Here is a 12,253-nt window from a genome sequence, read left to right as displayed (position 1 = left end):
GGTGCTGCGGACTGCTTTGCTGCATCGCGTCGTCCATGAGCCAAATATTATCTACTACTAGATAGATAAGCAAGGAGAATTTGGAGAAATTGCTATGCTCGAACTCGAGCAGCCGCTCTAGAGTGTTCGTAATTGCATGAATAAAAAGGAAAAACGGCGTTGCTCACGAGAAATGAGCAACGCCGTCTGGCACTACGCGAATGTGATGTTCTAGCGCTTGCCGATGGTGAAAGTGATTTCACCGATACCCTCGACACCGCCGCTGACGACGTCGCCGGGGTTCAGGGCGCCGACGCCTGCCGGCGTGCCGGTGAAGATCAGGTCACCCGGTTCCAGTGCAACGGCTTCCGAGATATAGGCAATCACATCGGCAACAGGCCAGATCAGTTCGGTCAGGTCGCCTTCCTGGCGCGTTTCGCCATTGACCTTGAGCCAGATCGCGCCCTTGGACGGATGGCCGATGCTGGATGCGGGATGCAGCGGACCGCACGGGCCTGACGCATCGAAGGCCTTCGACCAGTCCCACGGGCGGCTCATCTTCTTGGCGACGTCCTGCAGATCACGGCGCGTCATGTCCACGCCCACGGCGTAGCCCCACACCAGGTCGAGTGCCTGCGCCGGGCTGACGTTCGTGCCGCCCTTGCCGATCGCGACAACAAGCTCGATCTCGTGGTGGAGGTTCTCCGTCAACGGCGGATACGGCACCGTGCCTTCAGCAGCCACGACGGCATCGGCTGGCTTGGTGAAGAAGAACGGCGGTTCGCGATCGGGGTCCTTGCCCATTTCGCGTGCGTGGGCGGCGTAGTTGCGCCCCACGCAGAACACGCGGCGGATAGGGAAACGGGCCTGGCTACCCGCCACGGCTACGCTGGCCTGCGGGGCAGGCTGGATGACGAATTCGGTCATGTCTCGCTGGATTGTCTTGGGATGGGTGAATCGTGTGGGGGTGTTACTTCGCGAATACCTGGCTCATGTCGCCGAACGCCTTGAACTCCAGCGCGTTGCCCGACGGGTCCAGGAAAAACATCGTGGCCTGTTCGCCAACCTGACCCTTGAAGCGCACGTGCGGCTCGATCACGAACCGGGTGCCGGCGGCGCGTAGCTTGTCGGCCAGGGCTTCCCATTCGGTCATCGGCAGGATCGCCCCGAAGTGGCGTACGGGCACGTCATCGCCATCCACGGCGCTGGTAGCGCGGTGGCCGCACTCGTCGGGGGACAGGTGCGCCACCACCTGATGGCCGTAGAAGTTGAAATCGATCCAGGCGTCGGAACTGCGGCCTTCCGGGCAGCCAAGCAGTTCACCATAGAAGTGGCGAGCAGCCGCAAGGTCGTGCACGGGAAAGGCAAGGTGGAACAAGGGAATGGCGTTCATGGTGGGGCGTTATCTCCATGGATGCGTGAAGGCGTCGTTGATTGTAATCAGCAGAACTCGTAATATGAAACGAATCATTTTTTGACTGAGCATCGAAAATTTCGATGCTTGAATCCCGCCTTGCTCCGCTATTTCAAGACCTTTCTCGTTGCCGCCGAAACCGGTTCGTTCTCGTCCGCCGGCGCGCGGCTCGGGCTGACGCAGTCGGCCGTCAGCACCCAGATCCGCCGGTTGGAAGAAGACCTCGGCTGCACGTTGTTTGATCGATCGGGCAAATCGGTGACCCTGAGCGAGGAGGGCCGGCAGATGCTGGCGGACGCCTCGCGCATCGTTGCGCTCTACGAGTCGATGAAGGGCGCGCGACTGCAGCGCGATACGGCGCCGCTGGATTTGGGGGCGGTATCGACTGTTCAGGCCAGTCTGTTGCCGCGTGCCATGCAACGTTTTCGCGTCGCGTTTCCTGACACCCACGTCAATATCGTGCCGGGCATGTCGACGCAGTTGCTGACGCAGGTCGATGCCCGAGAGCTGGATATTGCGGTGCTGGTCAAGCCGCGGCTCGGCATTCCACCCGAACTGAAGTGGGTGCCGCTGGTGAAGGAGCGCTTCGTGGCGGTGGCGCCGAAGGGGGCGCCGGCCGACCTGAAGACGCTGCTGTCGACAGTCCCGTTTATCCGATACAACCGCCACTCGACCGGCGGGCAACTCGTGGACCGCTATCTCAAACGGCACCGCCTTTGGGTACGCGAGGGCATGGAGTTGGACGAGCCTGCAGTCATCCTGCAGATGGTTGGCGAGGGGCTCGGTTGCGCGATCATTCCTTGCGAGCTTGTGCCGCTGGCGCAGACCCCGAATGTCGAGCAGGTGCCGATGCCGGGTATGCCGATGTATCGGGAGATCGGCGTGCTGGTCCGGCAATCGGCGTTGAAGCGTGCCAGCGCGGCAGCGCTGATCGATGCGTTCGTGGCGGCCTGCCACGAACGCTAGTGTTGCCTTCCGGCGCGCTCAGGCGCCTTCAGGCGCCAGCCGCTTGCGGCGTGACGCCATCTGCCCGAGGGGCCGGGCGCCGTACCATCAATGCGAGCAGTCCGGCGACGATACATGCGGCACCGGCCACGTAAAGCGCCGGCGAGTAGGTCAGCCAGGCCGTGCGCGACAGTCCCGCACCGAATGCCGCCGTTGCCGCGCCGATCTGATGCGCGGCGAAGATCCAGCCGAATACCATCGCAGCACGTTCTCTCCCGAATGTGGTGCCAGCCAGCTTGATCGTCGGCGGCACCGTGGCCACCCAGTCGAGTCCATAGAACATCGCGAACACCGACAGACCGTAGAGCGTGAACTCCGAGTGCGGCAGCCAGAACAGCGACAACCCACGCAGCACGTAGTACCAGAACAGCAGCTTGCGGTTGTCATAGCGGTCCGACAGCCAGCCCGAGAGGATCGTCCCGACGAAGTCGAACGCGCCCATCATGGCCAGTGCCGATGCGGCAGGTACCGGCGACATCCCGAAATCCGCGCATAGCGCGATGAAGTGCGTCTGGATCAGGCCATTGGTCGATAGCCCGCAGATAAAGAAGGTGCCAGCCAGGATCCAGAACGTTTGTGTGCGCGCCGCGTCGCGCAACACCACGAACGGCCCGCGCCATGTCAGCGGCATGGCCGGTGCCGTGGCGGCGGGCGCCGTGCCGGGCAATTCCCCGAACGGCACCAGGCCGACGTCGGCGGGGCGATTGCGCATGAAGGCGAACACGAGGAGCGCCAGCGTGCCGCAGGCAAACAGCACCGGCAGCACGGCAAAGCGCCAGCCCATGTGTTCGATCAGCCAGGCAGCCGCCGGCAGGAATGCAAGCTGGCCGGTTGCGGAGCTGGCGGTCAACATGCCGATCACCAGCCCGCGCCGCGCCGTGAACCAGCGGTTGGCGACGAGCGCGGCAAGCACCATCGCCGTCATGCCCGACCCGATACCGAGCATCAGCCCCCACGCGATGAACAACTGCCAAAGCTGCGTCGATACCGTGGCCAGCGCCATGGCCCCGGCAATCAACGCCAGCGCCACGCAGACCACGTTGCGGACGCCGAAGCGATCCATCAGCAGCGCCGAGAACGGCGCCATCAAACCAAACAGCGCAAACCGCGCCGCGAGGATCGACGAGACCTGATCCGTGCTCCAGCCCATCTCGCTGGTCAGCGGCTTGAGAAAGGCGCCGGGCAGGCCGAGCGCGGCGGCAGTGGTGAGCATCACGCTGAACGTGATGGCTGCGACGATCCACGCATAGTGGATGCCACGCCGGTCGAGCCGGTTCGATAGGGCTTGTGCAAACATGGGTCTCCCCTGGGGGCAATGAGAATGGGTGCGGCCTGCGGTCAGGCGTCTGTGGGTTCGTGGCTGGCCAGCAGGCGGTCTCGGGCTGCGGCGAGGATGTCGTCGGAAAGGGCGTCGCCGCGCGTTGCACGCGCGATGGTGATGGCGCCGACCAGTGTGGCGAGATCGACCAGTGCCGAGTCGCTGGCGGCATCGTCGGCATCCGGCGCGGTGGACTGCCAGATGTCGATCAGTGACTTGAGGCCGTGCAGATACGCATCGTGTACAGGCTTGTCGCTGGCCTCGCGTGCCACGTCGCCGGCGAGCGCCGAGGCGGCGCATCCCCGGCCTGCTGCATCCCGATGGGTTGTGCTCAGGTATTGCACGACCAGATTCCGGCGTGCCGCTTTCCGGTCACCTTGCGCCTGATCGATGCGTTGCCGCCAGCGTGTCGCCGACTCCTCGAACGCCAAGGCGCAGGCCCGGGCGACCAGCGCGTCCCGGGAAGGGAAGTGGCCGTAGAACCCGCCATGGGTGAGCCCGGCATCGGCCATGACCTGCGCGACCGACACACCATGCAACCCATGTTCCCGGAACAGCCGGGCCGATGCCGCTTCAATGGCTGCCTTGTGCTGCTCTGCAACCGCTCGTGATGCGCGCGCCATATAACGATCTCCTTCATTCCCGATCGTGAATCCTTGCTTGACGCGAGTTTAGATGATGAACATACTTTATTCAATAGATGTTGGACGTCATCCAAATTGCGAGATCGACATCTACCTAACCTGATCAGTGACGGGAGTTCCACTCATGTACAAGCTCTTCGATATGTCCGGCCGCGTCGCGGTCGTCACGGGGTCTACCAAGGGGATGGGTCTGGAAATGGCGCGAGCACTCGGCGCATCCGGGGCCCGGGTGGTGGTGTCTGGGCGCGACGCGGCGGTCAGCGAAAAAGTTGCCGCCGAACTGAAGTCGGAGGGCATCGACGCCACTGGCCTCGCCTGCGACATCGCCGATACCGCCAGCGTGCGGGCCTTTGCCGACCGGGTGCTGGAGACGTTCGGCCGCGTGGACGCATTAGTCCTGAATGCCGCGGGCAGTGGCGTAGCCGGTTCAATCCTGGAGCAGGGGCCTGAGGACTTCGACGCGGTGATGGCGGGCAACGTGCGCGGCAATCTCGTGCTCGTCAACGCACTGGCGCCGCAGATGATTTCCCGCAACGATGGCTCGATCATCTTCATGTCGAGCATCGCGGCACGTCGGGGATCCGCGCTGTTGCCGCTGTACAGCATCTCGAAGGGGGCCGTCGATCTGGCGATGCGCAGCCTCGCTCATACGCTCGGACCGCACAACATCAATGTGAACAGCATCAATCCGGGTCCGGTCCGCACCGATTTTTCGCGTGATGCGCTATGGGGCAACCCCGACCGCGAGAAGGCGTTGTCTGCTTCCATCCCGATGCGGCGCATTGCCGAGGCGCACGACGTGGCGGGGTTGGCCGTGCTGCTGGCATCGCCCGCGGGACGCTATATCTCCGGGCAGACGATCGGGCTCGACGGCGGCGCTACGGCCTGATCCAGGTACGGGGCACTGTTTCGGCGTTTGACGCATTTAGCGCATTGGGCGTCAGGCTCGGGTCAGTGCCACACCACCGGCGAGGCGCTCCGACACGGCTCGGCGGACACCTTCGGGCGCATCCTCCAGAATGCGTGGCCAATCGGCTTGAGCCTGACGCACGGTCTCCCTCGCGATCGACAGAAGACGCGCGCGCCTGAGCAGGCCGGCGGAGCGCACCATGGCGTCGAGGTCGTCGAACGTGTAGGTGCGCAGGGTCTTGTCGATCGCGCGATTGATGCCGTAGTCCGTCACGGGAACGTCGTCGAAAAACGCCGTCACGCATACAGGGTCGTAGAGTGGCGAGAGAATAGGCGCCCGGCCGTCGGGATAGCGGACTGCCCAATTTTTCAGATGAGCATCGGTGTTGCCCATCAGCAGGAATGCAACGAAACGCTTGATGAACTCCTGTACGTCGGGTGCGGGTCGCGCCGACAGTCGATCGAGAACGCGAAGCATATTGCCGTAGTCGAGCGCGAGCGCGCGACCGTACTTGTTCCGGGGTGCGTACCCGAGAATCTGCGCGAACTCCTCCATGTGCACACGATGCCCGCCAGGGGCGCGATCGAAGCGCTTGACGGCCAGAATGCGCTGGAAGGGCACCTGTTCAGGTAGCTCGGCTTCTTCGCGCGAGATGACTGTTGCCTCTGCGCAATCGAGCCCCAGGGCCCGGCATAGCTGGTAACCCGTGAATTCGTTCTCCACCAGATCGGGATGGCGCGTCGATGGCAGTTTGAGGATGAAGTCACCAGCTTCGCCGTGGCGCTTGACCACGTAACGCCGTCCCTGCTGGATGGCCGAGAATTTTGTGACCACGCCGGGGATGGCCGCGGCGTCTTCCACCGGGTCTTCGACGAAGCCGGGTTCCAGCACATCGAGCCCTAGGGCGGTGTGCCAGTTGCGCACGATCTGGGGCACGCCTTCGGCAGGCGGAACGGGTTCGACTTCCACGGCGCCCGGCAAGTCGCGACCGGCCGCCGCCAGCAGTTCGAACTCGTCTTCCGTGCTGCAACCGCGCTCGCTGGCCAGGCGCTCGCGATTGTGGCCCTCGGGCAGGAGGTTCTGGAAGAACACCGGCCAGTGACCATCCGTGCGGACCACTCGGACGTCCCGTAGCGCCGTGAGGATCGCCCGCGTAGCCGCCTCTGTCTCGCCGACGTATCCGAGCGACAACGTGGGGCGATTCTCGTCCTCGATGTAATCACGGTCGAAAGAGATCCGGAGGATGTCGCCATACTGGGACAGGTAGCCGACGCCACGGCGCCCGGTAGCCGTGTAGAGAAACAGGCGCAGATAGCGGATCGACGTGGTCATTTCGCGATCAGGGTGTCGACGACCGACGGCGGGGCATCGCCGCCCGGAGGTTGGGCGAGATACTTGCCACCGGCGCGGACGAAATTCTCGAGATCTGGCCGTAGTACCGTTGGCACAAGCATGACGTCCATGCCCAGGGCGCGTGCCATTTCGACGACGGTGGATAGCCTGGGATCGATCTCATGGCTTTCCGTGCGCTGAACGGTCATCCGCGACAGGCCTGCCCGTGACGCGAGTTCCTGTTGGCTGACGCCGGCGGCACGACGGGCTGATTCTAGTTCGCTCTGTAAGGCTGTACTCATTATGCTACTCATTTATGCGTAAATGCATAGAAAGAGTAGCAAGTTGTCGCGCGTTCTTCAAGGTGAGATGAGTAGCTTAATGATCATTTCGGTCAAAATGATCATTAATAGATCGTTGCACCCAAGATTCTGAGCAAGATCAGAGTTGACCTTGTGGGGTGGTGGCCGCAGGCGGCTGCTTATCGCGTGTCGAGCTGTACGAGAAGTACTTGGCCTTCGCGCCCTTGGCCCAGTAGGCCACGACGAGCGCCTTGCCATCGCGGGCGTAGAGCATTTCGATGCCGCCGTTTGCCGCCGCCCATTCCGCATAGCCATTCTCGGCATTGGCATCGGTCTTGCGTTTGGACTCATACCGCGCATCGAGTTGCCGGACGACATCGTCCATTGCCGACCGGTCAAAGTTCAAGGTGACGAGCGCCACCGTGTCATGCTGGTCGCAGTTGACCGTCGCCTTGGTCAGGCCTGGCAGCTTGAATCGTTCCAGATTCCGGATTTCGATGGTGTCGCCGCCAGCCCAGGGCGAGGTGCCGGTCTTGGTGCGATTGGGGCCCGACGGCATACGCGCGCACGTCGTTTTTCCCAGTTCGACGCCGAGCGGCGCGGCAGTATTGAGGGTTTCAGCGTGGGTTACCGCGCTGGTTAGCAGGGCGGCGCAGAACAAGGCAAACGTCTTCATCGAGTAGCTGTGGCTTCTGAATTTGATTGGTCAGCCACGATTTTACGGCCAGCTGCTGCGTGCGCTTGAGATATTAGTGTGGATGGCTGTGCCCATGCTGCTTGGCATGAGCGTGCCCACTGGCGGGGCCAAGCAGGTCCGTGCTGCAGCTTGGCGACGCTTCGTCGTGCGTATGGGGCTCCAGCGCGCCCGGCACGCGTCGGCTGGACAGGCCGTCGGCACGCAGCCAGGCCACCGTTGCCTCGGCCGCACGCTCGATCAGTTCGCCGCAGCGAGTGTAGTCATAAGGCGAGATATCTAGCGGGCAAAGCGGTGGCACCACCGCGATCTGGGCCCGCTCCGACCAGCGTTCCAGGTCATACACGAGCTGCCGCGCCACTAGCAGCGACAGGGCATTGAAGGCGTGCTCGACGGCCCCGCGTGGCGGCCTGCGTTCGGCGCAGGCAAAGCCGGCTGGCAGCACGATGATGCGGGTCGCGCCCAGCCGGATGGCGGTGGATACAGGGGTATTGTTGGCGACGCCGCCATCTATCAGCTTTCGGCCACCGACTTCCACCGGTGGAAAGACACCGGGAATGGCGGCGCTGGCCAGCACTGCATCGACGATGTTGCCCGCGGAGAGCACGACTTCGGCACCTGTCTGCATGTCCGTGGCGACCACATAAAGCGGTACGGCGGACTCTTCAAGCCTGGCCGCGCCAAAGTTGCGATTGAGCAGGCGCCGCAAGCCGAAGGATTCCACGAGGTGTCCCCGGTTGCCAGCGATCATCCCGAACATGCTGCGCCACGACCATGGCAAGACTTCCGCCCTGGTGATGCTCCGCCACAGCGATTCCAGCCGGGCGGTACCTTCGGCATGGGGGTTGCACGCAAAGTAGGCTCCGTTGATCGCGCCCGCAGATGCGCCGATGACAAGGTCCGGTGCCACACCCCATTTCACCAGTTCCCGCAGCATGCCGACCTCGATGGCGCCCAGGCTGCCACCGCCGGCGAATACGAATGCAGTCTTTTCCATGGATATCGGTATGAAGGGCAGGGCGCCCGTCAATGTTGTCGCGTGATGGTCGTGAGGACAGCATAGGCCACTTCCGGCCAGTCCCAAAGGGAAGGGATGGCACCGGCAATTATGCGACTAGTTCGGTCAATTCCTGCCGGAAATCGGGCCTTAGTCGACGGACGCTCCTGGCTAGGTTGACTTGCATGGTCGTGTTTGCGACCTCGACGAGCGTTGGATCGAGGTCATAGCTACCCCGTTCGGCCAGCCATGCCAGCACGTCGGCCAGATGCCAGACGGACGCGGCGCCATCATGTACGGGCACCGGGAACGAGGCTGAATGCGAAATCATCAACTTACGCATGTTCTGGCGCGTCATGCCAACGGTCTCCGCCACGTCGGTGAGGCCGACGAAATCAGGCGTGGCTTCGATCAGTTGCGCGGACGGTGCGATTCGCCGAACGTCGGCAAGGGCGCTCAGAATGGCATCGCGTGCGCAGGGCGCTTCGCGCGTGAACAGCAAGGCAAGGCGGCCCGGCAGGCCGATACCCGTGAGCGCATCATCGCATCCGTCTGCGCCCAGGCGTTCAACCAGCTCATCCAGATCGATATCCCGTGGCGATAGCTGGTATTTCAGCGTGAAGGTGTATTCCATGTTGTCTTCTCAATGCGTGACACCAGGGGGCGACTTGGCTTTGTGATGCTGATGAATCGCGCAGTGGTCAACCACGCGGCGCAGGTGGCGCGCATGGTTTGCCGGGTTGCGCGGCGTGCTCCAGATGCAAACGATGCAGAATTCCCCGCAGCGGCAGTCCGCGCAGTTGTATGGGCAATAGAGCTTGCCCCATGCGTGGCTTCCACCTGGCTCGCATCGCCAGAATTCGCTTTCCGCATACCGGAGTGCGGCTTCCACTTCCTTCTTCGGATGTTGGTTTCGATCCATTCACGGCTCCTACGATAGGCTGATAGTGATAGGTTGTCAATTGACAACCATACGTGCCATGTCAACTGGGCTGACGTGATCGAAAAGGCTACCAACCATCCGCAAAACAGTCTCGAATTGCGCCGAAATTAGTGCTATCTCGCGCGAAAATGTAAAAATTCAAATTTGCAATTAACGGCCGAGAAAGGTTTCCGGCAGCCTTTTAGTTGGCCAGCAGATAAGGGGGCGGAGCAAGATGTGCAAACATTGCGGTCGTCTGAATGACTTCCTCGCCAAGCACATGCTGTCCAGCCAATACGTCAGCCGCGTAACCTTGCTTCGGGACAAGGTTCCGGGCTTCGATCGCTATCCGTTCTCGTTGCCAGCCGTGCGCGAGTTGGAGACGCTCGATTTGCACCCTGGCGTGACGTTCCTTGTTGGAGAAAACGGTTCCGGAAAGTCGACGCTGCTGGAAGGGATTGCGGTGGCGCTCGGCTTCAATGCCGAAGGCGGCAGTCGCAACTTCAGTTTCGCGACGCGCGCGTCGCATTCCGATCTTCACGAGTACCTGCGCATCGCGAGAGGCGTCCGCCGGCCGCGCACGGGCTATTTCCTGCGCGCGGAGAGCTTCTACAACGTTGCAACGGAGATTGAACGGCTTGATGCGGAACCCGGGCTAGGCGCGCCGGTGATCAACTCGTATGGTGGCCACTCATTGCATGAGCAGTCACATGGGGAGGCTTTCCTGACGCTGCTGACCGAGCGCTTCCAGGGGAAGGGGCTCTATATCCTCGACGAGCCGGAGGCTGCGCTATCGCCGGCAAGGCAGTTGGCGGTGATTTCGCGGCTGCACGACTTGGTGCGGGAAGGATCGCAGTTCGTGATCGCCACGCACTCGCCCATCCTGATGGCTTATCCCGATGCATGCATCTACCAGTGCTCGGCGCGCGGCATCGAGCCAATCGCCTATCAGGACACGGAGCACTACCAGATCACGCGTGACTTTCTGGTCGACCCGGAGCGGATGCTCCGGGTGTTGATGGAAGACTGAAGGGCAAGGCCTTGGCTTAGGCCGCCAGCGCTTCGTTGGCGGCCTTGCCAAGCTGTCCCTGCGGCTGCATGGTGCCTTGCTCGCGGTAGTTGATGTGCCAGGCGAACGCTTCCTCGAGCAGATGAGGCGTCTGGCCACCACGGAGGCAGGCGCGGCGGAAGTAGTCGAGCAGTCCGTCGCGGTAGGCGGGGTCGGCGCAGTTGTTGATGACCTGCAGCGCTCGCTCGCGCGGTGCCAGTCCGCGCAGGTCGGCCAGTCCGTGTTCGGTAACGAGGATGTCGACGTCGTGCTCGCTGTTGTCGACGTGCGAGACCATCGGCACGATGCTGGAGATCTTGCCGTCCTTGGCCACCGATTTGGTGACGAACACCGACAGGTACGCATTGCGCGCGAAATCGCCCGAGCCGCCGATACCGTTCATCATGTGCGTGCCGCCAACGTGCGTCGAGTTCACGTTGCCATAGATGTCGCACTCGAGCGCGGTGTTGATCGTGATCAGGCCCAGGCGGCGCAGAATTTCGGGGTGGTTGCTGATCTCTTGCGGGCGCAGGATCAGACGCGATTTGTAGCGCTCGATATCATCGAGCACGCGGCGATACACGGGTGCCGACAGCGTCATCGACGATGCCGAGGCAAAGCGCAGCTTGCCTGCGTCGATCAGCGCGATCGTGCTGTCCTGCAGGACTTCCGAGTACATGGTCAGATCATGGAACGGCGAGTCGGCCAGCCCGTGCAGTACGGCGTTGGCGATCGTGCCAATACCGGCCTGCAGCGGCTGCAGCGACGTCGAGAGCCGTCCGGCGCGCACTTCACGATCGAGCAGCGCATTCAGGTGTCCGGCGATCTGGCGCGTTTCGCCATCGGGCGGCAGCGCGTTCGACGGGCTGTCGTCGCGCTGGGTGATCACGATCGCGGCGATGCGCGACGGATCGACGGGGATGTACGGCAGGCCGATGCGTTGCTCGACGGCGATCAATGGAATTGGCTGGCGATACGGGCGTTGTACCGGGAACGCGATGTCATGCAGCCCCTCCAGCCCGGTCGGCATGTTCAGGTTCAGTTCGACGATCACCTTCTTCGCCATCATCGCGAAGCTGGCGGAGTTGCCGACCGACGTGGTGGGCACGATGCCACCCGTCTCGGTGATAGCCGTGGCTTCGATAACCGCGATATCGACGGGTGCGATCTGGCCGCTGCGTAGCTGCTCGACGGTTTCACCCAGATGCTGGTCGATGAACATCACCTCGCCGTCGTTGATCTTGCGGCGCAGCGTGGAGTCGGACTGGAAAGGCAGGCGGCGGGCAAGCACATTGCTCTCCGCCAGGATCTTGTCGGTGTCGTTACCGAGAGATGCGCCCGTGATCAGCGTGATCTGTAGCGGATCGGTGGCAGCGCGGCGCGCCAGCGCCACCGGTACGGCCTTGCAGTCGCCTGCGCGGGTGAACCCGCTCATCCCTACCGTCATGCCATCCTGAATCAGTGCTGCAGCTTGATCGGCCGACATGATCCTGTTCTGCAGGTCTGCCAGGCGAATGCGATCGCGGTACATCTCGTCTCCTTGCTTGCTTGGGGGCTGTCTGGTTCTCCGCCAGCGGACCTTGTGAATCGCGGCGGACGTTGCGTGTCAACAGGCGCGCAGCACAGTGTAGCTACCGCTTAATATTCTCACCATGATTTAAATCACTGGTATCAAGTCGGTTTTTTCA

At 62.6% G+C, this 12,253-nt stretch carries 14 protein-coding genes; 3 read left to right on the top strand and 11 right to left on the bottom strand.

Annotated features, from left to right (window positions below; all coding sequences use genetic code 11):
- Positions 1-210 precede the first annotated feature (210 nt).
- Together D769_RS13175 and D769_RS13170 are read right to left on the bottom strand one after the other, a co-directional pair.
- Positions 211-906 carry a fumarylacetoacetate hydrolase family protein gene (locus D769_RS13175; RefSeq protein WP_008645799.1) on the bottom strand — a complete coding sequence of 232 codons (696 nt, stop codon included), beginning with the start codon at positions 904-906 and terminating at the stop codon, positions 211-213.
- A 43-nt stretch (positions 907-949) separates the two neighbouring features.
- The gene (locus D769_RS13170) at positions 950-1,372 is read right to left on the bottom strand and encodes a VOC family protein (RefSeq protein ID WP_008645798.1); all 423 of its coding nucleotides are present in this window, start codon (positions 1,370-1,372) and stop codon (positions 950-952) included.
- 120 nt (positions 1,373-1,492) lie between these two features.
- Between D769_RS13170 and D769_RS13165 the strand changes: the two genes are divergently transcribed.
- The gene (locus tag D769_RS13165; RefSeq protein WP_017513109.1) at positions 1,493-2,359 is read left to right on the top strand and encodes a LysR family transcriptional regulator; all 867 of its coding nucleotides are present in this window, start codon (positions 1,493-1,495) and stop codon (positions 2,357-2,359) included.
- A 28-nt stretch (positions 2,360-2,387) separates the two neighbouring features.
- Here D769_RS13165 and D769_RS13160 read toward each other — a convergent pair whose 3' ends face one another.
- Together D769_RS13160 and D769_RS13155 are read right to left on the bottom strand one after the other, a co-directional pair.
- Positions 2,388-3,695, bottom strand: coding sequence for an MFS transporter (locus D769_RS13160; RefSeq protein ID WP_008645796.1), 1,308 nt, complete (start codon positions 3,693-3,695; stop codon positions 2,388-2,390).
- 41 nt (positions 3,696-3,736) lie between these two features.
- Complete coding sequence (locus D769_RS13155) at positions 3,737-4,339, bottom strand: TetR/AcrR family transcriptional regulator (protein WP_008645795.1); 603 nt, start codon at positions 4,337-4,339, stop codon at positions 3,737-3,739.
- A 145-nt stretch (positions 4,340-4,484) separates the two neighbouring features.
- Between D769_RS13155 and D769_RS13150 the strand changes: the two genes are divergently transcribed.
- Positions 4,485-5,249 (top strand): glucose 1-dehydrogenase, encoded by a 765-nt coding sequence (locus D769_RS13150; RefSeq protein WP_008645794.1) that lies wholly within the window; start codon positions 4,485-4,487, stop codon positions 5,247-5,249.
- Between the two features lie 51 nt (positions 5,250-5,300).
- Here the strand turns inward: D769_RS13150 and D769_RS13145 are convergent, their stop codons facing one another.
- From D769_RS13145 to D769_RS13120, 6 genes are all read right to left on the bottom strand, one after another.
- Complete coding sequence (locus D769_RS13145) at positions 5,301-6,602, bottom strand: type II toxin-antitoxin system HipA family toxin (RefSeq protein WP_008645793.1); 1,302 nt, start codon at positions 6,600-6,602, stop codon at positions 5,301-5,303.
- The gene (locus D769_RS13140) at positions 6,599-6,904 is read right to left on the bottom strand and encodes a helix-turn-helix transcriptional regulator (protein WP_035883788.1); all 306 of its coding nucleotides are present in this window, start codon (positions 6,902-6,904) and stop codon (positions 6,599-6,601) included. The genes D769_RS13145 and D769_RS13140 overlap by 4 nt, the downstream gene beginning before the upstream one ends.
- A gap of 139 nt (positions 6,905-7,043) precedes the next feature.
- The gene (locus D769_RS13135) at positions 7,044-7,580 is read right to left on the bottom strand and encodes a hypothetical protein (RefSeq protein WP_008645789.1); all 537 of its coding nucleotides are present in this window, start codon (positions 7,578-7,580) and stop codon (positions 7,044-7,046) included.
- 73 nt (positions 7,581-7,653) lie between these two features.
- Positions 7,654-8,595 (bottom strand): patatin-like phospholipase family protein, encoded by a 942-nt coding sequence (locus tag D769_RS13130; RefSeq protein ID WP_008645787.1) that lies wholly within the window; start codon positions 8,593-8,595, stop codon positions 7,654-7,656.
- A gap of 109 nt (positions 8,596-8,704) precedes the next feature.
- Entirely contained in the window at positions 8,705-9,229 is a 525-nt protein-coding gene (locus D769_RS13125) for a hypothetical protein (protein ID WP_008645785.1), read from the bottom strand.
- A 9-nt stretch (positions 9,230-9,238) separates the two neighbouring features.
- Entirely contained in the window at positions 9,239-9,517 is a 279-nt protein-coding gene (locus D769_RS13120; protein ID WP_008645783.1) for a hypothetical protein, read from the bottom strand.
- 280 nt (positions 9,518-9,797) lie between these two features.
- Here D769_RS13120 and D769_RS13115 point away from each other — a divergent pair, with 280 nt between their 5' ends.
- Positions 9,798-10,547, top strand: coding sequence for an AAA family ATPase (locus D769_RS13115; RefSeq protein WP_008645782.1), 750 nt, complete (start codon positions 9,798-9,800; stop codon positions 10,545-10,547).
- Positions 10,548-10,563: 16 nt separating this feature from the next.
- Here the strand turns inward: D769_RS13115 and D769_RS13110 are convergent, their stop codons facing one another.
- Positions 10,564-12,096, bottom strand: a complete 1,533-nt coding sequence (locus tag D769_RS13110) for an acetyl-CoA hydrolase/transferase family protein (protein WP_008645781.1) — start codon at positions 12,094-12,096, stop codon at positions 10,564-10,566.
- Between the last annotated feature and the right edge of the window lie 157 nt (positions 12,097-12,253).

The organism is Cupriavidus sp. HMR-1 (assembly GCF_000319775.1).
GTDB lineage: Bacteria > Pseudomonadota > Gammaproteobacteria > Burkholderiales > Burkholderiaceae > Cupriavidus > Cupriavidus metallidurans.
This window is presented reverse-complemented; position numbering and strand designations above follow the sequence as displayed.

What these genes read in the sequence shown, in the direction of transcription:
- D769_RS13150 (WP_008645794.1), top strand. Translation starts at nt 4,485, where the DNA reads ATGTACAAGCTCTTCGATATGTCCGGCCGCGTCGCGGTCGTCACGGGG.
- D769_RS13140 (WP_035883788.1), bottom strand. Translation starts at nt 6,904, where the DNA reads ATGAGTACAGCCTTACAGAGCGAACTAGAATCAGCCCGTCGTGCCGCC.
- D769_RS13170 (WP_008645798.1), bottom strand. Translation starts at nt 1,372, where the DNA reads ATGAACGCCATTCCCTTGTTCCACCTTGCCTTTCCCGTGCACGACCTT.
- D769_RS13175 (WP_008645799.1), bottom strand. Translation starts at nt 906, where the DNA reads ATGACCGAATTCGTCATCCAGCCTGCCCCGCAGGCCAGCGTAGCCGTG.
- D769_RS13115 (WP_008645782.1), top strand. Translation starts at nt 9,798, where the DNA reads ATGCTGTCCAGCCAATACGTCAGCCGCGTAACCTTGCTTCGGGACAAG.
- D769_RS13125 (WP_008645785.1), bottom strand. Translation starts at nt 9,229, where the DNA reads ATGGAATACACCTTCACGCTGAAATACCAGCTATCGCCACGGGATATC.
- D769_RS13130 (WP_008645787.1), bottom strand. Translation starts at nt 8,595, where the DNA reads ATGGAAAAGACTGCATTCGTATTCGCCGGCGGTGGCAGCCTGGGCGCC.
- D769_RS13145 (WP_008645793.1), bottom strand. Translation starts at nt 6,602, where the DNA reads ATGACCACGTCGATCCGCTATCTGCGCCTGTTTCTCTACACGGCTACC.
- D769_RS13160 (WP_008645796.1), bottom strand. Translation starts at nt 3,695, where the DNA reads ATGTTTGCACAAGCCCTATCGAACCGGCTCGACCGGCGTGGCATCCAC.
- D769_RS13155 (WP_008645795.1), bottom strand. Translation starts at nt 4,339, where the DNA reads ATGGCGCGCGCATCACGAGCGGTTGCAGAGCAGCACAAGGCAGCCATT.
- D769_RS13110 (WP_008645781.1), bottom strand. Translation starts at nt 12,096, where the DNA reads ATGTACCGCGATCGCATTCGCCTGGCAGACCTGCAGAACAGGATCATG.
- D769_RS13120 (WP_008645783.1), bottom strand. Translation starts at nt 9,517, where the DNA reads ATGGATCGAAACCAACATCCGAAGAAGGAAGTGGAAGCCGCACTCCGG.
- D769_RS13135 (WP_008645789.1), bottom strand. Translation starts at nt 7,580, where the DNA reads ATGAAGACGTTTGCCTTGTTCTGCGCCGCCCTGCTAACCAGCGCGGTA.